General features: G+C 72.4%; 18 protein-coding genes, 1 tRNA gene and 1 pseudogene. 12 read left to right on the forward strand and 8 right to left on the reverse strand.

The window, feature by feature from the left end; all coding sequences use genetic code 11:
- Positions 1-312 precede the first annotated feature (312 nt).
- From VM95_RS33945 to VM95_RS39385, 3 genes are all read left to right on the forward strand, one after another.
- A complete protein-coding gene (locus tag VM95_RS33945; protein WP_045704299.1) occupies positions 313-498 on the forward strand; it encodes a MerR family transcriptional regulator in 186 nt (61 codons plus the stop codon).
- Between the two features lie 194 nt (positions 499-692).
- Entirely contained in the window at positions 693-1,439 is a 747-nt protein-coding gene (locus tag VM95_RS33950) for an MBL fold metallo-hydrolase (RefSeq protein ID WP_045704301.1), read from the forward strand.
- Between the two features lie 141 nt (positions 1,440-1,580).
- Complete coding sequence (locus VM95_RS39385) at positions 1,581-2,411, forward strand: LPXTG cell wall anchor domain-containing protein (RefSeq protein ID WP_052707739.1); 831 nt, start codon at positions 1,581-1,583, stop codon at positions 2,409-2,411.
- A 7-nt stretch (positions 2,412-2,418) separates the two neighbouring features.
- Here VM95_RS39385 and VM95_RS33960 read toward each other — a convergent pair whose 3' ends face one another.
- The 4 genes from VM95_RS33960 to VM95_RS33975 all read right to left on the reverse strand — a co-directional run bounded on the left by VM95_RS33960 (position 2,419) and on the right by VM95_RS33975 (position 8,309).
- A complete protein-coding gene (locus tag VM95_RS33960; protein ID WP_045704303.1) occupies positions 2,419-3,729 on the reverse strand; it encodes an LLM class flavin-dependent oxidoreductase in 1,311 nt (436 codons plus the stop codon).
- Positions 3,726-4,772: an LLM class flavin-dependent oxidoreductase gene (locus VM95_RS33965; protein WP_045704305.1), complete on the reverse strand. Its 1,047-nt coding sequence runs from the start codon at positions 4,770-4,772 to the stop codon at positions 3,726-3,728. Before VM95_RS33965 ends, VM95_RS33960 begins: the two co-directional genes overlap by 4 nt.
- A gap of 431 nt (positions 4,773-5,203) precedes the next feature.
- The gene (locus VM95_RS33970) at positions 5,204-6,475 is read right to left on the reverse strand and encodes a PTS transporter subunit EIIC (protein ID WP_045704307.1); all 1,272 of its coding nucleotides are present in this window, start codon (positions 6,473-6,475) and stop codon (positions 5,204-5,206) included.
- A gap of 544 nt (positions 6,476-7,019) precedes the next feature.
- On the reverse strand, positions 7,020-8,309 hold the full coding sequence (locus VM95_RS33975) for a PTS transporter subunit EIIC (protein WP_045704309.1): 1,290 nt from the start codon (positions 8,307-8,309) through the stop codon (positions 7,020-7,022).
- Between the two features lie 401 nt (positions 8,310-8,710).
- On the opposite strand from VM95_RS33975, the pseudogene VM95_RS33980 reads away from it, so the two are divergent.
- From VM95_RS33980 to rdgB, 4 genes and pseudogenes are all read left to right on the forward strand, one after another.
- A pseudogene (locus VM95_RS33980) lies at positions 8,711-8,953 on the forward strand (PTS sugar transporter subunit IIB); the annotation flags it as partial.
- Between the two features lie 140 nt (positions 8,954-9,093).
- On the forward strand, positions 9,094-9,819 hold the full coding sequence (gene rph / locus VM95_RS33985) for a ribonuclease PH (protein WP_045704311.1): 726 nt from the start codon (positions 9,094-9,096) through the stop codon (positions 9,817-9,819).
- Positions 9,820-10,018: 199 nt separating this feature from the next.
- Complete coding sequence (locus VM95_RS33990) at positions 10,019-10,417, forward strand: hypothetical protein (RefSeq protein ID WP_052706327.1); 399 nt, start codon at positions 10,019-10,021, stop codon at positions 10,415-10,417.
- Between the two features lie 34 nt (positions 10,418-10,451).
- Positions 10,452-11,057, forward strand: coding sequence for an RdgB/HAM1 family non-canonical purine NTP pyrophosphatase (gene rdgB, locus VM95_RS33995; RefSeq protein WP_045704313.1), 606 nt, complete (start codon positions 10,452-10,454; stop codon positions 11,055-11,057).
- A gap of 64 nt (positions 11,058-11,121) precedes the next feature.
- On the opposite strand, the gene VM95_RS34000 is transcribed toward rdgB, so the two are convergent.
- Both VM95_RS34000 and VM95_RS34005 read right to left on the reverse strand, forming a co-directional pair.
- Positions 11,122-11,203: transfer RNA gene (locus VM95_RS34000), tRNA-Leu, on the reverse strand.
- A gap of 61 nt (positions 11,204-11,264) precedes the next feature.
- Positions 11,265-12,092, reverse strand: coding sequence for an HNH endonuclease signature motif containing protein (locus tag VM95_RS34005; RefSeq protein ID WP_045704315.1), 828 nt, complete (start codon positions 12,090-12,092; stop codon positions 11,265-11,267).
- 314 nt (positions 12,093-12,406) lie between these two features.
- Between VM95_RS34005 and VM95_RS34010 the strand changes: the two genes are divergently transcribed.
- Complete coding sequence (locus VM95_RS34010) at positions 12,407-14,767, forward strand: chitinase C-terminal domain-containing protein (protein ID WP_244179054.1); 2,361 nt, start codon at positions 12,407-12,409, stop codon at positions 14,765-14,767.
- 86 nt (positions 14,768-14,853) lie between these two features.
- Here VM95_RS34010 and bcp read toward each other — a convergent pair whose 3' ends face one another.
- A complete protein-coding gene (gene bcp, locus VM95_RS34015; protein WP_045704319.1) occupies positions 14,854-15,330 on the reverse strand; it encodes a thioredoxin-dependent thiol peroxidase in 477 nt (158 codons plus the stop codon).
- 157 nt (positions 15,331-15,487) lie between these two features.
- Between bcp and VM95_RS44865 the strand changes: the two genes are divergently transcribed.
- Both VM95_RS44865 and VM95_RS34025 read left to right on the forward strand, forming a co-directional pair.
- Positions 15,488-15,829, forward strand: a complete 342-nt coding sequence (locus VM95_RS44865; RefSeq protein WP_045704322.1) for a DUF3618 domain-containing protein — start codon at positions 15,488-15,490, stop codon at positions 15,827-15,829.
- A gap of 218 nt (positions 15,830-16,047) precedes the next feature.
- Positions 16,048-16,350: a GroES family chaperonin gene (locus VM95_RS34025; RefSeq protein WP_244179055.1), complete on the forward strand. Its 303-nt coding sequence runs from the start codon at positions 16,048-16,050 to the stop codon at positions 16,348-16,350.
- 6 nt (positions 16,351-16,356) lie between these two features.
- Here the strand turns inward: VM95_RS34025 and VM95_RS34030 are convergent, their stop codons facing one another.
- On the reverse strand, positions 16,357-17,076 hold the full coding sequence (locus VM95_RS34030; RefSeq protein ID WP_045704326.1) for an SDR family oxidoreductase: 720 nt from the start codon (positions 17,074-17,076) through the stop codon (positions 16,357-16,359).
- Between the two features lie 130 nt (positions 17,077-17,206).
- On the opposite strand from VM95_RS34030, the gene VM95_RS34035 reads away from it, so the two are divergent.
- Together VM95_RS34035 and VM95_RS34040 are read left to right on the forward strand one after the other, a co-directional pair.
- The gene (locus VM95_RS34035) at positions 17,207-18,106 is read left to right on the forward strand and encodes a LysR family transcriptional regulator (protein ID WP_045704328.1); all 900 of its coding nucleotides are present in this window, start codon (positions 17,207-17,209) and stop codon (positions 18,104-18,106) included.
- Positions 18,103-19,278 (forward strand): winged helix DNA-binding domain-containing protein, encoded by a 1,176-nt coding sequence (locus VM95_RS34040; RefSeq protein WP_045704330.1) that lies wholly within the window; start codon positions 18,103-18,105, stop codon positions 19,276-19,278. The genes VM95_RS34035 and VM95_RS34040 overlap by 4 nt, the downstream gene beginning before the upstream one ends.
- Positions 19,279-19,385: the final 107 nt, after the last annotated feature.

Here is a 19,385-nt window from a genome sequence, read left to right on the forward strand (position 1 = left end):
GGCGCGGCCCGCTCGGCCGGCGCGGCCCGGGCGGCGCCCCGGCCGAGCGGGTGCGCCGCAGCAGCACCGCCAGGACCACGGCCACCAGGGCCGCGGCCGCCACCACCAGGGCCACCGTGCTCGCGTTCATGGCGCCGAACCTACCGGGGCGGCGGCGCACGCCACCACCGGGACGGCCACGGCCGCCGGAGATTTGTCCGGGTTCTGCTCCCGGTTCGTCACGGATCCGCCACGTCGCCCGTTCCGCGGCGAACGCCCCGCCGTGTCCGGAAAAGCTGCCTCACGACCGCCCGCCGCCCCGGAGGTGCCCCCGTGACAGCCGAACTGTGGTCGTACGCGGAGATCGCCCGCCACATCAACGTCCAGCCGGAGACCGTCCGCAGCTACCGGCGGCACGGACTGCTGCCCGACCCCGACGTCATCGACGCCAACGGCCACCCCCGCTGGTACCCGGACACCGTCCGCGCCTGGGCCCGCAACCGCCCCCGGCACCGCTGACCCGCCGCCCGCGGCCGTCCCCGCCCTTCTGGTGATTCCAGCCACAGCCCGGCACGGGGACGGGGGCAAAGTGCCCCGCCGCCCTTACCCTCGACACACCAACGCAGTGCTACCGGCCGGTTCACCGGCCCGGCCTGCTGTTTCCATGCCGTTTTCCAGCAGCAGCCAGGACGTGTCGGGGCGGAGGGGCTCGGATGAAACTGACCGTGGTGGGGTGCTCGGGGAGCTTCCCGTCCGCCGACTCGGCCTGCTCCAGCTACCTGGTCGAGGCGGACGGCTACCGCATCGTGCTCGACCTCGGCAACGGCGCCCTCGGCGCGCTGCAGCAGCACACCGGCCTGTACGACGTCGACGCCGTGCTGCTCAGCCACCTGCACGCCGACCACTGCGTCGACCTGTGCGCCTACTGGGTCGCCCGCAACTACCGCGCCGAGGGCTGCCCCGACCTGCTGCCCGTCTACGGCCCGACCGGCACCGCCGAGCGCCTCGCCCGCGCCTACGACATGCCGGAGAACCCGGGGATGAAGGAGGTCTTCGAGTTCCGCACCATCACCCCCGGCACCTTCGACCTCGGCCCGTTCCGGATCGCCGTCGCCCAGGTGAACCACCCCGTCGACGCCTTCGCCTTCCGGATCGAGCACGGCGGGCGCTCGCTGGTCTACTCCGGCGACACCGGGGAGAGCGCGGCACTCGTCGAACTCGCCCGCGACACCGACCTGTTCCTGTGCGAGGCCGCCTACCTCGACGGCCGCGACACCTACCGGGCCGTCCACCTCAACGGCCGGGAGGCCGGCGAGCACGCCACCGCCGCCGGCGCCCGCCGGCTCGTCCTCACCCACATCCCGCCGTGGACGGACGCCGAGCGCAACCTCCGCGACGCGGCGGCCGCCTACCCCGGGCCGGTCGAACTGGCCCGCCCCGGCGCGGTCTACGAGCTCTGACCCGGCCTTTCGCGCGGCCGGAAGAATTCTCGGATCCACCTGCAACCCCCCGGGCCCCCGCACGTCCATGTAAGTGAGCGGCGGGGAGCCGCTCGACCCGGCCCGCCGATCCGGCGGGGCCGGCTGCGGATCGGCGCGCCCATGGGCGAGCCGCACGACGGGGCCTCCAACGGCGGCGTCGGCCCCGCCCTCGTCCTGCGCAGCACCGTCAAGGGGGCGCCGGACTCGCCGACCGACACCCACCGGATCGTCGTCGGCTCGATCGCCAACTCGGTCGTCGGGGTGCCGGGCACGGCCGCGGCCGGCGGTGCACCGATCGAGTTCGAGGTGCACCTCACCAACCCGACGCCGTCCGCCTACACCAACCTCGGCAACGTGCTGTTCGCCGACCGGCGCGCCAGGGTCGAGGCCCGTGCCGCGGACGGCAACTGGGTGTCGCTGGAGCCCGTCGTCACCATCCCGGACGACCCGGCGGGCTTCTCCGTGAACGGCCCCGACTCCTCCGCCGAGCCCGGCAGTGACCAGGTCGCGAAGGTCCGGGTCAGCTACCCGGCCGACATGCCGCTCGGCGGGACCGCGCTGAACCCCTGCGTCTTCGTCAACGAGGGCGAGGGCCACCCGTTCCAGGGCACCACCATGTGTTCGGCCGGTGCCGAGGTCCAGGTCGTCGCCCCCGCGGCGCCGGCACCGTCGACCGCGCCGGACCGGACGGGCGCCCCGGCCGCCGCCGGTGCCCGGCCGGCCGCCGATGTCACCCCGCAGGCCGCCGCGATCACGGACGACAAGCCCGTGATCGCGGCGGACGGCGGCGTGACCCCGTGGGCGGCGAACCCGGCGAAGCCGGCGGAGGGCGAGCTCGCGGCCACCGGCACCGACCTCCACTGGGCGGGCTCGGCGGGCGTCGCCGCCCTGCTGCTCGGCGCCGGCGGCGCGGGGCTGATCCTGGTCCGGCGGCGTCGCGCGACGCGCTGACGGCTCGTCAGGCGGCGCTGTCGGGCGCCGGCTTCCGGCGCTCCGGCACCGGCAGGCCGAGGTGGTCGCGCAGGGTCGAACCGGTGTACTCGGTGCGGAACACCCCGCGTTCCTGGAGCAGCGGCACCACCCGGTCGACGAAGTCGTCCAGGCCGCCCGGGGTGAGGTGCGGGACGAGGATGAAGCCGTCCGCCGCGTCGTGCTGCACGAACTCGTCGATCTGCCGGGCGACGGTGGCGGGGGCGCCGACGAAGGACTGCCGGCCGGTCACCTCGATCACCAACTCCCGGCTGCTGAGCCCCTTCTCGGCCGCGACCTCGCGCCAGCGGGCGGCCGTGGCGAGCGGGTCGCCGTGCCGGACCCGGCCCTGGACCAGGGTGCTCGCCGGGACGGGGTCGACGGCCGGCAGCGGCCCGTCCGGGTCGTGGTCGGAGAGGTCGACGCCCCAGACCTGCTCCAGGAAGTCGATCGCGGTCTGCGGGCTCACCTGGGCCCGGCGGACCTCGGCGGCGAGTTCGACCGCCTCGGCGTCGGTGTCGGCGAGGACGAAGGTCGCCCCGGGCATGATCTTCAGCGCGTCCGGCTCGCGCCCGTAGGCGGCGAGGCGGCGCTTGACGTCCGCGTGGAAGGCCTGGCCGGCGGCGAGGGTGGAGTGCCGGGTGAAGATGACGTCGGCGTGGGCGGCGGCGAACTCCCGGCCCTCGTCGGAGTCCCCGGCCTGGATGACCACCGGGTGGCCCTGCGGCGGGCGGGCCAGCGAGAGCCGGCCCTCGACCTCGAACTGCGGGCCGGCGTGCCGCACGCCGGCCTCCCCGGCGTCCCAGAACTCCCTTGCCAGGCCGAGGAATTCGGCGGCCCGGGTGTAGCGGTCGGCGTGGTCGAGGTAGCCGCCGCGGCGGAAGTTCTCGCCGGTGAAGGCGTCCGAGGTGGTGACCACGTTCCAGGCCGCGCGGCCGCCGGAGAGGTGGTCCAGGGTGGCGAAGCGGCGGGCCAGTTCGTACGGCTCGTTGAAGGTGGCGCTCACGGTGGCCGCGAGGCCGAGCCGTTCGGTGACGGCGGCCAGCGCGTTCAGCACGGTGATCGACTCGGGGCGGCCGACCACGTCCAGGTCGTGGATGCGGCCCTTGGTCTCGCGCAGCCGCAGGCCCTCGGCGAGGAAGAAGAAGTCGAACTTGCCGCGTTCGGCGGTCCGCGCGAGGTGGCGGAAGGAGTCGAAGGCGATGTGGCTGCCGGAGGCCGGGTCGCTCCACACCGTGGTGTTGTTGACGCCCGGGAAGTGCGCGGCGAGGTGGATCTGCTTGAGCGGACGGTCCGTCATCGGGTCACCTCGGCGAGGGTGCGGGAGTCGGTGGCGCCGGCCGCGGGCGCGGCGGCGTAGCGGCTGGCCGGGCGGACCAGGCCCAGGTGCTCGCGCAGGGTGCGGCCGGGGTAGTCGGCGCGCAGCAGCCCGGCGGCGCGCAGGGCCGGGGCGGTCCGTTCGGCGAGGGCGGCGAGGTCGCGTTCGGGCTCGGCGGGGACGAGGTGGAAGCCGTCCACGCCGGTGCCGGCGGCGGTCAGTTCGGCGAGCAGGCGCTCCTCGGCGGCCCGGTCGGGCAGGGCGGCGTCGAGCCGGGCGAGGATGCGCAGGTGTTCTCCGGAGCGCAGCCGCAGCTCGGTGGCGGCGGTGAGCCGGGCGGCCCGGTCGGGGGCGTCGAGCAGGACGACGTCGGCGTGGCGGATCGCGGTGGCGACCCGGGCGCGGCCGGCGGCGGAGGCGTCCGGGGCGAGGTCGGCGGCGGCCACCGGCACGGCGACCACCGGGCGGCCCTGCGGCGGGCGGGGGGTGATGGACGGGCCGCGGACCGAGAAGTACCGGCCCTCGAAGTCGACGTAGTGCAGCTTGTCGCGGTCGACGAACCGGCCGGTGGCGGTGTCGCGGATCTCGGCGTCGTCCTCCCAGCTGTCCCAGAGCCGGGCGGCGACCTCGGCGGCGTCGGCGGCCTCGGCCCACAGCTCGTCGGCGGGTGCGACCGGTCGGCGGCCGAAGGCCCTGGCCTCGGCCTCGGTGGTGGAGACGCCGACCAGCCAGCCGGCCCGGCCCTCGCTCACCCAGTCCAGGGTGTTGAGCGCGATCGAGGTGTGGAACGGCTCGGTGTGGGTGGTGGTGACGGTCGGCACCAGACCGATCCGCTCGGTGAGCGGGGCGATCCGGGCCAGGGTGGCGAGCGCGTCGGGGCGCTGCGGTGCGGCGGCGAAGGAGTCGTCGAGGGTGACGAAGTCCAGGGTGGCCCGCTCGGCGATCCGGGCGAGCGCGGCGTAGTGCCCGGCGTCGAGGCGGCCGGGGCTGTCGAGGGCGGCGGAGAGGTGCAACGGACGGGTCATGGCGTGCCTGGCTTTCCTCGTGCGCGGGCGCGCGGCCGCCGGCTGCCGTACGGACGCGGGTACGCGGATCCGGGGACGGGAGCGCGGCGGGGCGCGGGTGCGTGGTGACGGCCCGGGGGCGGGCGGGGAGCCCGCGGCGGGCGGAGGGGGAGGAGGACGGCCGGCGCCGGGCGGGACTCAGCCTCGGCCGGGCGGCGGCGGAAGGGGTCGGCTCAGCCGCGACACGCCGCGGACCACACGCGACCGAAGTCGATGTGGCTGCGGGTCACCAGCGGGCACGAGGGGTACACGCGTTCAGTTGACCAGGGCCCGCGCCGGTTCGTCAACCGGCTTCCACGGCCCGGGACGGGGCCCCGGGAACGCCGAAGGCCCCGCCCGGCCGCCGGGGGAGTGGCGGTGGGCGGGGCCTGCGGAGCGGGCGGGACGGGGCGTCAGGCCTTGGTGACGTCCTCGATCTCGTCGTCGTCCTCGCGACCGGGGGTCTTGATGTTGAACTTGATGATCGCGAAGCGGAAGAGGAAGTAGTACAGCGCGGCGAAGACCAGGCCGATCGGGATGATCATCCAGGGCTTGGTGGCCAGGTTCCAGTTGAGCAGGTAGTCGATCAGGCCGGCCGAGAAGCCGAAGCCGTCGTGCACGCCCAGGCCCCAGGTCACGGCCATCGAGAGGCCGGTGAGCAGCGCGTGGATCAGGTAGAGGACCGGGGCGATGAACATGAACGAGAACTCGACCGGCTCGGTGACACCGGTGACGAAGCTGGTCAGCGCGACGGAGACCATCATGCCGATCACGGCCTTGCGGCGGTCGGGACGCGCGGTGTGGGCGATCGCCAGGGCGGCGGCGGGCAGGCCGAACATCATGATCGGGAAGAAGCCGGACATGAACTGGCCCGCGGTCGGGTCGCCGTGGAAGAAGCGCGGGATGTCGCCGGTCCAGACGTGGCCGGTGGCATCGGTGTAGCTGCCGACCTGCTGCTGGAAGAAGGTGTTCAGGAACTGGTGCATGCCGACCGGGATCAGGCCGCGGTTGGCGACGCCGTAGATGCCCGCACCGGCGGTGCCGAGGCCGGTGAGCCAGTCGCTGGCGTGGGTCAGGCCGGTGCCGATCGGGCCCCAGACGAGGCCCATGACGACGCCGAGCAGGGTGCCGACGAAGGCCATGATGATCGGCACGAGGCGGCGGCCGTTGAAGAAGCCGAGCCAGTCGACGAGCTTGGTGCGGTGGTACTTCTGCCAGATCACGGCGCTCAGCAGGCCGACCACGATGCCGCCGAAGACACCCGGGTCCTGCGGCTTGCCCGCCGGCAGCGCCGCGGTGACGGAGCCGTCGACCGGGAAGACGGTGAGCACCTTGTGGAAGACGAGGTACCCGACCAGCGCGGCGAGCGCGGTCGAGCCGTCCGACTTCTTGGCGAAGCCGATGGCGACACCGACGCAGAACAGCAGCGCCAGGTTGCCGAAGACGGCGTCACCGGCGGTGGCGAAGACCTGGGCGACCTTCCCCCAGCCGAGTCCGTCCGCGCCGAAGACGTCGGGCTGGCCGAGCCGGAGCAGGATGCCGGCGGCCGGGAGGACCGCGACCGGCAGCTGGAGGCTGCGGCCGATCTTCTGCAGGCCCTGGAGGAGGCTCTGGCCGAACTTCTTGGCGGGGCTTGGCGTGGCCGGAGCCGTGGCGGGCGCCGGTGCCTGCGCAGACTGACTCATGGGGGTGGGTTCCTAACGGCATGGCGGGTCGGTCGGGGGGACGGGCACGGGAGCCGAACCGCGAACTGGTCTACACCACGTGTGGTGTAGACCAGTTTTGTAGCACGGGTGGAGAAGGTGCGGAACCCTCGAAAGCGCGGTCCCGGGGAAGCGCTATGAAATCGAAACCTACGCGCGGAACGACGATCTTGATTAGCCTACGGGATTGGGATTTTGGCTATTTGCGCAACAAAAGATCCGGGACCCGCGCGCCGGCCGGGCCGGTCCCCTGCTCGGGCCGGAGCAGCGCCGGAGGCGGGTGAGGAGGGCGTCGCGGGCGGATCGGGCGGCGCCGGGGGAGTGGCGGGAATAACGGTCGGAACGTTTCCCCGCATTGGCGGATCCGGATCGCGGCGCATCCGGGATGTGACCGAATTATCCTTGCGCCCAATATCGCCCCGGGTATTCGGTCCCCTTCGGAAAAGGCCGAAAGCCCCGGGACCGGCGGGTCCAGGGGCCTTGCGGGGACTGCCCGGGCGGGGCCCGGGGCGGGGGTCGGAGGCGATCAGGCCTTGGTGACGTCCTCGACCTCGCTCTCGTCCTCGCGCCCAGGGGTTTTCAGGTCGAATTTGACGATGATGAACCGGAAGAGCGTGTAGTACACGGCCGCGAAGCAGAGCCCGATGATGATGATCAGCCACGGCTTCGTCGCCAGGCTCCAGTTGATCACGTAGTCGATCAGGCCGGCCGAGAAGCTGAAGCCGTCGTGCACCCCCAGCCCCCAGGTCACCGCCATCGACGCGCCGGTCAGCAGCGCGTGCACGCCGTACAGGGCCGGGGCGATGTACGCGAAGGAGTACTCGATCGGCTCGGTGACGCCCGTGACGAAGGACGTCAGGCCGACCGAGAGCATCAGGCCGTAGATCTCCTTGCGCCGGTGCGGCTTGGCCGCGTGCGCGATCGCCAGCGCCGCCGCCGGCAGCGCGAACATCATGATCGGGAAGAAGCCGGACTGGAACTGGCCGGCGGTCGGGTCGTGCGCCAGGAAGCGCGGGATGTCGCCGTGCACGATCGTGCCGTCCGCCTTGGTGAACTCGCCGAACTGGAACCAGACGAACGTGTTCAGCAGCTGGTGCATGCCGATCAGCAGCAGCGCGCGGTTGAACAGGCCGAAGATGCCCGCGCCGCCCGCGCCCAGGTCGGCGAGGTTCTGCGAGAAGTCGTTCAGGCCGCGGCCGATCGGCGGCCACACCCACAGCGCGAGGACGGCGGTCAGCATGCCGACCAGGGCGGTGATCATCGGCACCAGGCGGCGGCCGTTGAAGAAGCCCAGCCAGTCCACCAGCTTGGTGCGGTGGAAGCGGACCCACAGCCAGGCCGACATCAGGCCGATCAGGATGCCGCCCAGCACCCCCGGGTTCTGGTACGTCGCGTTGGCCGACTTCGCCGAGGAGTAGTCCACGCACTGGTCGCTGACCAGCACCGTCGGCGCCTTGCAGTGCTCGGGGAAGGCGTGCAGGACCTTGTAGTAGACGAGGAAGCCGACCACGGCGGCCAGCGCCGTCGAGCCGTCCGCCTTCTTGGCCATGCCGATCGCCACCCCGATGCAGAACAGCATCGGCAGGCCGAGCGTGGAGTCGAGCAGCGCGCCGCCCGCCGAGGCGAAGACCTTGGCGACGTTGTCCCAGCCCAGCCCGTCCTTGCCGAAGACGTCCGGCTGGCCGAGCCGGTTCAGGATGCCGGCCGCCGGCAGGACCGCCACCGGCAGCTGGAGCGAGCGGCCCATCTTCTGGAGCCCGCCGTAGAACCCGTGCCACCACGTGGTCTGCGGGGCTGTGGCGCCTGCCGAACTCATCCTTCGCCCTCCGGGAGCAGCTGCCGGCCGCGGCCCCCGCGGGACCCCGGGCGGAGCTCGGGAACGCCCGGGGCCCTTCCTGCGTTCATCGGAGTACACATATATTGGTGTAGACCACTCTGGGACGCAGGCCGCACTCCGGGACGCGAGCCCCGCTCCGCCATCCTCGGGCGGCGGTCGGGAGCATGCCCGCCGGAATGCGCCGAAAGTGGACTAACGTGGCAGACCGGACCGGCGCGGGCGATGCTGGTCGCGCTGCCCGGCAGCACGACCGCCGCTGAACCCGCGTCAGCACCGGCCGACCCCTCGCCGCCCACCCGGCCGAGGGCACACCCCAGCACACCCCAGCACAGCGCAGGACGGTCACCGGCAGAGCCGCCGGCCGGCCGGAAACAGAGGGAGAGAACCACATGGCCAGCAAGGCTGAGAAGATCGTCGCCGGTCTGGGCGGCATCGACAACATCGAAGAGGTCGAGGGCTGCATCACCCGCCTGCGCACCGAGGTCAAGGACGCCAGCCTGGTCGACGAGGCCGCCCTCAAGGCCGCCGGCGCCCACGGCGTCGTCAAGATGGGCACCGCGATCCAGGTCGTCATCGGCACCGACGCCGACCCGATCGCCGCCGACATCGAGGACATGATGTGAGCTGAGCCACCCGGCTCACCCGTGAGCCGCCCGGGCTCACCCCACCCGGCCCGCCGACCCGCACCCCGGGCACGGCGGGCCGAGGCGCATCCGCAGCCGACAGTCGGAGTCAACACCCGGAGCGGCTACGCTCAGTGGCTATGTCACGCATCGACGGCCGCACCCCCGACCAGCTCCGCCCCATCACCATCGAACGGGGCTGGAGCAAGCACGCCGAAGGCTCCGTCCTCATCTCCTACGGCGACACCAAGGTGCTGTGCACCGCCAGCGTCACCGAAGGCGTCCCCCGCTGGCGCAAGGGCAGCGGCGAAGGCTGGGTCACCGCCGAGTACTCCATGCTCCCGCGCGCCACCAACACCCGCGGCGACCGCGAATCCGTCAAGGGCCGCATCGGCGGACGCACCCACGAGATCAGCCGCCTCATCGGCCGCTCGCTGCGCGCCGTCGTCGACCACCGCGCCCTCGCCGAGAACACCATCGTCCTCGACTGCGACGTCCTCCAGGCCGACGGCGGCACCCGCACCGCCGCCATCACCGGTGCCTACGTCGCCCTCGTCGACGCCGTCTCCTGGGCCCGCGAGCGCAAGCTCCTGCGCGCCAAGGGCCAGCCCATCACCGGCGGCGTCAGCGCCGTCAGCGTCGGCATCATCGACGGCGTCCCCATGCTCGACCTCCAGTACGAGGAGGACGTCCGCGCCGAGACCGACATGAACATCGTCTGCACCTCGGACGGCCGCTTCGTCGAGGTCCAGGGCACCGCCGAAGGCGCCCCCTTCGACCGCGCCCTGCTCGACCAGCTGCTCGACCTCGGCAGCCTCGGCTGCGCCGAGCTCGACCAGATCCAGCGCAAGGCCCTCGAAGGCTGACCCGCGCCCCCGTGCGGCGTGCTCGCTGAACCGGCGCGCGCCGCGCGGCCGTCGACCTGAACGGACACCCGCGCGCCCCGCCGCTGTACACGCCGGGCCCCGGAGCCGTACGGTTCCCGCAGCGACTCCCGCTGCGGGAACCGCGCACCACCGAGCGCGCGTCCTTCCCACGGAACCCGCGCCCGCTCAGGAGGACCGGATGGATCGGATGCCGTCGAGCATCGCCCGCCCCGCCGCACTCGCCGTGGCCGGCCTGATCGTGATCCTCCCGCTCAGCATCGTGAGCTGCTCCGCCGCGCAGAAGGCCCTCGACTGCGGCAACACCGCCGTGAAGATCACCGGCGACCTCGCCGACGTCACCAAGGCCTACGACAACGCGAGCAACGACTCCGCCGCCGCCGGCAAGGCGCTCCAGAAGCTCAAGACCGACCTCGACCAGGTCGGCAGGAACTCCAAGAACACCGACGTCGCCAAGGCCGTCGCCGACCTGCGCAAGCAGACCGACAAGGTCCAGCAGGCCGTCGACCGCGGCGAGGCCCCCGACCTCAAGCCCCTCGGCGACGCCGCCGGCAACCTCACCTCCGTCTGCGGCAGCTGACGGCCCGGCGGCGGTGATGGGTAGGGTGGGCGATATGTCCACCCGATTGATCCTCGCCACCCGTAACCAGCACAAGGTCGCCGAACTCCGCGCCATCCTCGGCGAGGCCGGCCTGGACGTCGAACTCGTCGGCGCCGACGCCTACCCCGAGATCCCGGACGTCCCCGAGACCGGCGTCACCTTCGCCGAGAACGCCCTCCTCAAGGCCCACGCCCTCGCCCGCGCCACCGGCCTGCCCGCCGTCGCCGACGACTCCGGCCTCTGCGTGGACGTCCTGGGCGGCGCGCCCGGCATCCTCTCCGCCCGCTGGGCCGGCAAGCACGGCGACGACCGCGCCAACCTCGACCTGCTGCTCGCCCAGCTCTCCGACATCGCCGAACCGCACCGCGGCGCCCACTTCTTCTGCGCCGCCGCTTTGGCGCTGCCGGACGGCACCGAACGCGTCGTCGAGGGCCGCCTCCTCGGCACCCTGCGGACGGCCCCCGCCGGCGACGGCGGCTTCGGCTACGACCCGATCCTCCAGCCCCTCGGCGAAACGCGTACGTGCGCGGAGCTGACCGCCGCCGAGAAGAACGCCATCAGCCACCGCGGCCAGGCCTTCAGGGCCCTCGCCCCAGTGGTGAAGGAGCTCCTGGGCTGAGAAGAACGAGGGCCCCGACCGAAACTCCTTCGGTCGGGGCCTTCGATTTGAAGGTTTCACTCGGTGCGGCCGAAGGGATTCGAACCCTCAAGCCCTCACGGGCCAACGGACCTAAACCGTCTGCGTCGCCTCTGCGCCACGGCCGCCTGTCCTGCTGGCCATCATGCTACTTGGCGCGTGGAGCGGCTGACACCTCTGTTTCGCTCGTTACGGGACGATCTGGTCGCTCTTCTTCCTCCTGCAATAGGTCGGAGTGACGGAGTGGCAGTTCGGGCAGAGCAGTCGGAGGTTCTCCGGCCGGTTGTCCGACCAGTCGCCGTTGATGTGGTCGACCTCCAGGGTCATTGGCCGTCCCCGCCACTCCGGCCCGGTGCCACAGTCCTCGCACAGTTCGGGTCGGCCGAGCTCGGCCAGAGCGCGACGGATCCGCGTGCCCGGAATTCGCTTGGCTCCTTGGGGGCGCTGAACCAAGAGCTGATCGGCCGAGATTCGAGTCGGCGAGTGCTTGCCTCGGCCGTGGGCCTGCCCGGTGAAGTGGGAGGTGTCGATGCCGAGATCCTTGATGCGCCGCCCGATGTGGGCCTGTGTGCCGCCGGCCTGTCGCCGGTCGAGGTAGCGCACGACACCGGCCACGCTGTGGCACGCGGTGACGGCCTCTTGCAGCAGTTCCTTCGTGTAGATCGTCCCGGGCGCCGGGAAGTGTGAGGCGTCGATGCCGTACTCCTTGATCCTCCGCCGCAGGTAGCTGCGGTTGTAGCGATTCGGTTCGCGGTCGAGCGCGATCAGCATCTCGTCCAGCGTGGTTGCGGCAGCTGCGGCCTTGGTCAGCACCTCCCTCGAATACTGGTGCTGCCTGCCTGCGCGACAGCCCTGATCGAAGTGTGAGGTGTCGATGCCGTGGTGCCGGAGTCGCTTGCTCAGGTAATCGTGCGCGCCGCGCCTGATCGGCACGCCGAGCTTGCGCATCATCTCGTTGACGCTGCTGGATTCGGCCGCGAGCTCGGCGAGCAGCTCGCGGGTGTACTTGACCGGCATGATCGTCCCCTTCGGGCAGTTGTGTGCCCGTCCCCCGGTGTGCGAACGATCGGTGGCGGGTTTGGTTACGGGTTGCCGGATGTTTAGGCGCTGATGACCAATTGGTACAGACCTATTGACCTCTGTGGTTCAGACCACATAGCTTCGGCGCCAATTGAAATCCCCCACGTGCGTGTTGCCCCACAGGCATGCGCGGACACTCTCTCCTGGAGGACCGAGTGTTGATCCGAAGGACTGCGCAGCGGCGTCCCACCGCCGTTGGGCGAAGGGTCGGTGCGGTGTCGTTGGCGGCGGCGTCGGTGGCCGGGCTGGTGATGGCGACGCTCGGTGCGGCGCCGTCGCAGGCGTCGGCGGCCGTCGACAACGCGGCGTGTCGGCCGGACGGGCTGTACCGGACCCCGGGTGTCGACGTCCCGTACTGCTCGGTCTACGACACCGGCGGGCGCGAGAAGATGGGCGCGGACCACCAGCGCCGCATCATCGGGTACTTCACCGGCTGGCGCACCGGCAAGAAGGGCGACCAGCCGTACCTGGTCAGCGACATCCCCTGGGACAAGGTCACCCACCTCAACTACGCCTTCGGGCACGTCGGCGGCGACAACAAGCTGTCGGTGGGCGCGGACGGTCCGACGAACGAGGCGACCGGGATCGACTTCCCGGGCGTGCCGGCGGCGCAGTTGGACCCGACGCTGCCGTACAAGGGCCACTTCAACCTGCTGACGAAGTTCAAGAAGCAGTACCCGAACGTCAAGACCCTGATCTCGGTGGGTGGTTGGACCGAGACCGGCGGGTACTTCGACGACGGCGGGAGCCGGGTGAACTCCGGCGGCTTCTACTCGATGACCGTGAACCCGGACGGCAGCGTCAACCAGGCGGGCATCGACACCTTCGCCGCCTCGTCCGTGGACTTCATCCGCAAGTACGGCTTCAACGGCGTCGACATCGACTACGAGTACCCGACCTCGATGAAGGACGCCGGCAACCCGCTGGACTGGCAGCTGGCGAACGCCAAGCGCGGTTCGCTGGCCAAGGGCTACGCGGCGCTGATGAAGACGCTGCGGGAGAGCCTGGACAAGGCCGGTGCCGCGGACGGCAGGCACTACCTGCTGTCGGTGGCGGCCCCGTCCTCCGGGTACCTGCTGCGCGGCATGGAGACCTTCCAGGTGGCGCAGTACCTGGACTACGTCAACATCATGTCGTACGACCTGCACGGCGCCTGGAACAAGTACGTCGGCCCGAACGCCTCGCTGTTCGACGACGGCAAGGACGGCGAGCTGGCGGCGGCCAACGTGTACGGCACCGGGCAGTACGGCGGCATCGGCTACCTGAACGCGGACTGGGCGTACCACTACTTCCGCGGCGCGCTGCCGGGCGGCCGGATCAACGTCGGACTGCCGTACTACACGCGCGGGTTCAAGAACGTGCAGGGCGGTACGAACGGCCTGTGGGGCACCGCCGCGGCGACCACCTGCCCGGCCGGTTCGGGCCTGACGGCCTGCGGCGACGGCGCGGTCGGCATCGACAACATCTGGAACGACAAGGACGACGCGGGCAAGGAGTCCCCGGCCGGGTCGAACCCGATGTGGCACGCGAAGAACCTGGAGAAGGGCATCCTGCCCGACTACCTCTCCAAGTACGGCGTGACGGACACCGCGCTGCAGGGCACCTACACCCGCAACTACAGCGACACCCTGGTGGCGCCGTGGCTGTGGAACGACGCCAAGAAGGTCTTCCTGTCCACCGAGGACGAGCAGTCGGTGGGCGCGAAGGCGGACTACATCGTCAACCAGGGCGCCGGCGGCGCGATGATCTGGGAGCTGGCGGGCGACTACCGGTGGGACGCGACCGCCAACGGCGGCAAGGGCGAGTACGTGCCCGGCAACACGCTGACCTCGCTGATGTACGACCGGTTCAAGGCGGCGAGCCCGTACGGCGCGGTCCGTTCGACGGTGCCGCTGCCGGCGCAGACCCTGCCGGTGGACGTGTCGTTCACCAACTTCGCGCTGGGCGACTCGAACTACCCGATCAACCCGAAGCTGCACATCGTCAACAACTCGACGCTGACCCTGCCGGGCGGCACGGAGTTCCAGTTCGACTACAGCAACTCGGCGCCGGGCAACGCCAAGGACCAGTCGGGCTTCGGCCTGCAGGTGATCCGGCAGGACAACCCGGGCCCGGGCAACGCGGGCGGTCTGAAGGGGACGTACAACCGGGTGTCGGTCAAGCTGCCGGGCTGGCAGTCGCTGGCGCCGGGCGCGTCGGTGGACATGGACTTCGTCTACTACCTGCCGGTGTCGACGCCGTCGAACTGGACGGTCAACGTGGGCGGCACGCTGTACGGGATCAGGGGCGACCTGGCCCGGGGTGCGGTGGACGGCGGCACGCCGACCCCGACGACCCCGCCGACGACGCCGCCGACGACGCCCCCGACCACGCCTCCCACGACGCCGCCGACCACTCCGCCGACCACTCCGCCCACCACGCCTCCCACGACGCCGCCGACCACGCCGGCCGGCTGCGCGGGTGCGCCGGGCTGGGACGCGGGTGCCACGTACGCGACGCCCACCAAGGTGTCCTGGAAGGGCCACTACTACCAGAACAAGTGGTGGACCAAGGGCGACGACCCCACGGCCAGTGGCGCGTGGGGAGTCTGGAGCGACCTCGGGGCCTGCTGACCTGACGGCGGCCCGCCGGGGTGAGGAACGGCGGTGGCGGCGCACCCGGTCGGGGGGTGTGCCGCCACCGCTACGTGGTCAGGAGCTCAGGAGGCCTCGACCTTGAGGTCGCGCAGCAGCTTGGCGACGTGCCCGGTGGCCTTCACGTTGTAGAGCGCGTGCTCGACCTTGCCATGCTCGTCCACGATCACGGTGGAGCGGATGACGCCGGTGACGGTCTTGCCGTAGAGCTTCTTCTCGCCGAAGGCGCCGTACGCCTCCAGCACCTTCTTCTCCGGGTCGGAGACCAGGGTGACCTTGAGGTCCTCGGTGTCGCGGAACTTGCCGAGCTTTTCCGGCTTGTCGGGGGAGACGCCGATGACGTCGTAGCCGGCGGCGGCGAGGACGTCCAGGTTGTCGGTGAAGTCGCAGGCCTGCTTGGTGCAGCCGGGGGTGAGCGCGGCCGGGTAGAAGTAGACGATGACCTTGCGGCCCAGGTGGTCGGCGAGCGACACCTGGTTGCCGTCGGCGTCGGGCAGGCTGAAGGCGGGTGCGGTGTCGCCGGGCTGGAGACGCTCACTCACGGTCGTACTCTCCTGGGGGCTGGGACGGGCGGTCGTACCACGGCAAACTTACCTCCGTTGGTGGGTGGGGCCGCGCGGCGCCGTCCGGGAGCTGAGAGACTGGGTCGGTCGTGCTGGACGACCAGGACGACCACGGCGAGTGAATGGGGTGGCCCGAGTGGGCGAGGCGAGCACGCAGGACAAGTCGGCGCGGACGACCGCCCAGATCGAGGCGGACATCGAGCGGACCCGCACCCAGCTGGCGTCGACCCTGGACGAGCTGGCCATGCGCGTGCACCCGAGCACGATCAGCGCCCAGATGAAGGCGAAGGCGTCGGCCGTGGTCGAGGAGAAGACCGCCAAGGCGTACGTGGCCGCGAGCGGCCTGCTGGAGCAGGTCCGGGCGAACTTCGTGGACGAGAAGGGGCAGCCGCGCAAGGAGCGGATCATTCCCGTCGCGGCGGTCGGCGTCGGCATCGTGCTGCTGCTGGCCTCCCGCCGCAAGCGCCGCGAGGCCTGAGCGGGGCCCGAACGAGTACGCGGAAGGCCGGGCGCACACCGCGCCCGGCCTTCCGCGTACCCGGCGTCGCGGCGTCGACTGCCGGGCTGGCGTCACGCTCCGCGCCCGGGAGCGGTACCTTCGGGACCGTGAGTACGAACGACGAAGCGACCCGCTCCTCCTCCTCCGACCACGAGCCCGCCCGGCACGACCGGCTGGGCGAGAAGCTGCCGATCCGGATGCTGCACGACCGCGTGCTGGTGCGCACCGAGGGCAGCGAGGGCGAGCGCCGTTCCACCGGCGGCATCCTGATCCCGGCGACGGCGGAGCTGTCCAAGCGCTGTACCTGGGCCGAGGCGGTCGCGGTGGGGCAGAGCGTGCGCTCGGTGGAGCCGGGTGACCGCGTGCTGTACGACCCGGAGGACAAGCTGGAGGTGGAGGTCCGAGGCGCCACCTACGTGCTGCTGCGCGAGCGCGACCTGCACGCGGTGGCGGCGGGCCGCTTCGGCGACACCGAGGGGTCGACGGGCCTCTACCTGTAGGGGCGGTTACGCGAGCAGCCCGCCGCCGTCGACGGTGACCACGCTGCCGGTGGCGAAGCGCTGCTCCATCAGGTACGCGTAGGCCTCCGCGGTGTCCTCGGGGTCGCCGATCCGCCCGAGCGGGAGGGCGGCGGCGGTCTGCGCGTAGAGCTGTTCGCGGTCGGCCTCGGGCAGGCCGGACCAGAGCGGGGTGCGGACCATCCCGGCGCGGACGGCGTTGACCCGGATCGGGGCGAGTTCCACGGCGAGCGCGCGGACCAGGGCCTCGACCGCGCCGCAGATGCTCGCGGGGACGCTCCAGCCGGGGACGGGGCGCAGGCCGGCGGTGCCCGAGGTGAGGGTGATCGAGCCGCCGGGGCGCAGCCGCGGGGTGGCGGCGCGGACGGCGTCGAGGGCGCCGAAGTAGCGCAGGGTGAAGAGCCGGCGGGCGGCGTCGAGGTCCATGGTGTCGACGGTGAGCAGGGCGAGCGGGTCGCCGGCGGTGTAGACGAGGTGGTCGAGCGGGCCGAGGCGGTCGAACAGGGCGGTGACCTGGTGGCTGTCGGTGAGGTCGGCGGTCTCGGCGGCGGTGCCGGCGGGCAGGGTGGCGAGGGCGCGTTCGGCGCTGTCGGGTCGGCTGGAGACGACGGTGACGCGGGCGCGGCGTTCGGCGGCGAGGGCGGCGGTGGCGAGGCCGATGCCGGAGGTGCCGCCGAGGACGGCGACGTGCTGGTCCTTGAGGGACATGGTGGTGGTGCCTTTCCTTGTGCTGCCGGGGAGTTGTATCGATCGTGCGCCGGGTGGCGCGGTGGCGTCCAAGACCTGTTCGGCCGGCTGTCATACCCTCGGGGTATCAGCGGGGAGTCGGGGGTGGCGGGTGGACGTCGATCTGCGGAAGCTGCGGTACTTCGTGGCGGTGGCGCGGGAGTTGCACTTCGGTCGGGCGGCGGCCCGGTTGCACATCGCGCAGCCGGTGTTGTCGCGGCAGATCCGGGCGCTGGAGGCGGAGTTCGGTGCGATGTTGTTCCGGCGTGACCGGCGGTCGACCGAACTGACGGACGCGGGGCGGCAGTTGCTGGAGGACGCGCCGCCGTTGCTGGCGGCGGCGGAGGCGTTGCGTCGGCGGGTGGCGCGGTCGGGCGGGGACGAGGGGCCGGCCGGGTTCGTGGTGGGGTTCATGCCGGGGCTGACGGTGACGGCGGCGGTGCGGGCGATGCGCGGGCGGCATCCGGGGCTGGCGGTGGAGGTGGTGCGGACGTCGTGGGCCGATCAGGCGCGGGTGGTGCTGGACGGCCGGGTGGACGTCTCGTTCGTGCGGTTGCCGGTGGACGGGCGGGGGCTGGTGGTGCGTCCGCTGTTCGAGGAGCCGCGGGTGGCGGTGCTGCCGGCGGGGCACCGGCTGGCGGGTGAGGTGTCGGTGCCGATGGCGGAGCTGGGCGGGGAGGTGCTGCTGCAGGATCCGGACTTCGTGCCGGAGTGGCGGGACCTTCCCGGGGTGACGGTGGCGTCGCGGCCGCGGGCGGACACGGTGGAGGAGAAGCTGGAGTACGTGGCGGCGGGGGAGGGGATGGTGGTGCTGCCGTGGTCGATGGCGGCCTTCTACACCCGTTCGGACGTGGTGCACGTGCCGGTGTCGGACGTCGCGCCGCACCGGGTGTGCCTGGCCTGGGCGGCGGGGCGGACGTCCCCGCTGCTCGCCGGGTTCGCGGAGCTGGCGGAGCGGGAGCACGCGCAGCGGGGCGAGGTGTCGGTGGGGGGCGTTAGGGTCCGGGCATGACTGCAGCTGTGCCGGTGATCGGTGAGGTGGAGCGTCGGGCCCGGTTGGGTCGGCGGTTGCTGCTGGAGCCCGCGGTGCGGGCGGCGCGGGTGGAGGCCGTGGCGGACGCGGTGGTCGGGCTGCACGCGACGGACGCGGCGACGGTGTACCTGTCGGCGTGCGCCCGGTTGGCGGAGCCTTCGGCGGCGGAGGTGGAGCGGGCGCTGTACGAGGACGTCTCGCTGGTGAAGCTGCTGTCGATGCGGCGGACGATCTTCGCGGTGACGGAGGGCTTCGCGCCGTACGTGAGCTCGGGGGCGGCGCGGGCGATCGCGGTGAAGGAGCGGGCGACGCTGCTGAAGCACCTGCGGGAGCACGCGGTGGGCTGGGACGAGGCCCGGCTGGCGGCGACGGAGCGCGAGGTGCTGGCGGCGCTGGCGGCGCGCGGCGAGGCGACGACGAAGGAGCTCGGCGACGACGTCCCGCAGTTGCGCGAGACGATGCTGATGTCGGCGGGCAAGGCGTACGAGGCGAAGCAGAGCGTGGGCAGTCGGCTGCTGCGGCTGCTGGCCTCGGACGGGCACGTGCGCCGGTGCCGTCCGCGCGGGTCGTGGGTGAGCAGCGTCTATCCGTGGGCGCCGGTGCCGCAGTGGCCGGACGTGCCGGTGCGGGAGGCGAAGGCGGAGGTGGTGCGGCGCTGGCTGGCGTCGTACGGGCCGGGGACGGTCGAGGACGTGAAGTGGTGGACGGGCTGGACGCTGGGGGACGTCCGGCGGGCGCTGGCGGACGTGGGCGCGCGGGACGTGGCGCTGGCGGACGGCGCGGCCGCGCTGGTGCTGCCGGGGGACGTCGGGGCGACGGCGGATCCGCAGCCGTGGGCGGCGCTGCTGCCGGCGCTGGATCCGGCGGTGATGGGCTGGCGGGGCCGGGACTGGTACCTGCGGCCGGAGGACGTGCCGGCGCTGTTCGATCGGGCGGGGAACGCCGGGCCGACGGTGTGGTGGTGCGGCGAGGTGGTGGGCGGCTGGGCGCAGCGGGCGGACGGCGAGGTGGTGTGGCGGCTGTTCCGGGACGTGGGGGCGGACGGGCGGGCGGCGGTCGCGGCGGAGGCGGCGCGGTTGGCGGGCTGGTTGGGGGAGGTGCGGGTGACGCCGCGGTTCCGTACGGCGCTGGAGCGGGAGCTGGTGAGGTGACCGGGCCCGCTCGCCCTATCCGCTGACGGCTGGGGTGGCGGCTCCGGTGGGCCCGCCGGTGGCGGTGGGCGGGTTGGTGGGCCGTTCGGGCCGGGTCGGGGTGGGCC

Source organism: Streptomyces rubellomurinus, from assembly GCF_000961885.1.
GTDB classification, from domain to species: Bacteria; Actinomycetota; Actinomycetes; order Streptomycetales; family Streptomycetaceae; genus Kitasatospora; species Kitasatospora rubellomurina.

Bases quoted from the DNA above. Each gene is read 5' to 3' on its own strand.
- VM95_RS33950 (WP_045704301.1), top strand. From the start codon at position 693: ATGAAACTGACCGTGGTGGGGTGCTCGGGGAGCTTCCCGTCCGCCGAC.
- VM95_RS39385 (WP_052707739.1), top strand. From the start codon at position 1,581: ATGGGCGAGCCGCACGACGGGGCCTCCAACGGCGGCGTCGGCCCCGCC.
- VM95_RS33960 (WP_045704303.1), bottom strand. From the start codon at position 3,729: ATGACGGACCGTCCGCTCAAGCAGATCCACCTCGCCGCGCACTTCCCG.
- VM95_RS33965 (WP_045704305.1), bottom strand. From the start codon at position 4,772: ATGACCCGTCCGTTGCACCTCTCCGCCGCCCTCGACAGCCCCGGCCGC.
- VM95_RS33970 (WP_045704307.1), bottom strand. From the start codon at position 6,475: ATGAGTCAGTCTGCGCAGGCACCGGCGCCCGCCACGGCTCCGGCCACG.
- VM95_RS33975 (WP_045704309.1), bottom strand. From the start codon at position 8,309: ATGAGTTCGGCAGGCGCCACAGCCCCGCAGACCACGTGGTGGCACGGG.
- rph (WP_045704311.1), top strand. From the start codon at position 9,094: ATGTCACGCATCGACGGCCGCACCCCCGACCAGCTCCGCCCCATCACC.
- VM95_RS33990 (WP_052706327.1), top strand. From the start codon at position 10,019: ATGGATCGGATGCCGTCGAGCATCGCCCGCCCCGCCGCACTCGCCGTG.
- rdgB (WP_045704313.1), top strand. From the start codon at position 10,452: ATGTCCACCCGATTGATCCTCGCCACCCGTAACCAGCACAAGGTCGCC.
- VM95_RS34005 (WP_045704315.1), bottom strand. From the start codon at position 12,092: ATGCCGGTCAAGTACACCCGCGAGCTGCTCGCCGAGCTCGCGGCCGAA.
- VM95_RS34010 (WP_244179054.1), top strand. From the start codon at position 12,407: ATGGCGACGCTCGGTGCGGCGCCGTCGCAGGCGTCGGCGGCCGTCGAC.
- VM95_RS34025 (WP_244179055.1), top strand. From the start codon at position 16,048: ATGCTGCACGACCGCGTGCTGGTGCGCACCGAGGGCAGCGAGGGCGAG.
- VM95_RS34030 (WP_045704326.1), bottom strand. From the start codon at position 17,076: ATGTCCCTCAAGGACCAGCACGTCGCCGTCCTCGGCGGCACCTCCGGC.
- VM95_RS34040 (WP_045704330.1), top strand. From the start codon at position 18,103: ATGACTGCAGCTGTGCCGGTGATCGGTGAGGTGGAGCGTCGGGCCCGG.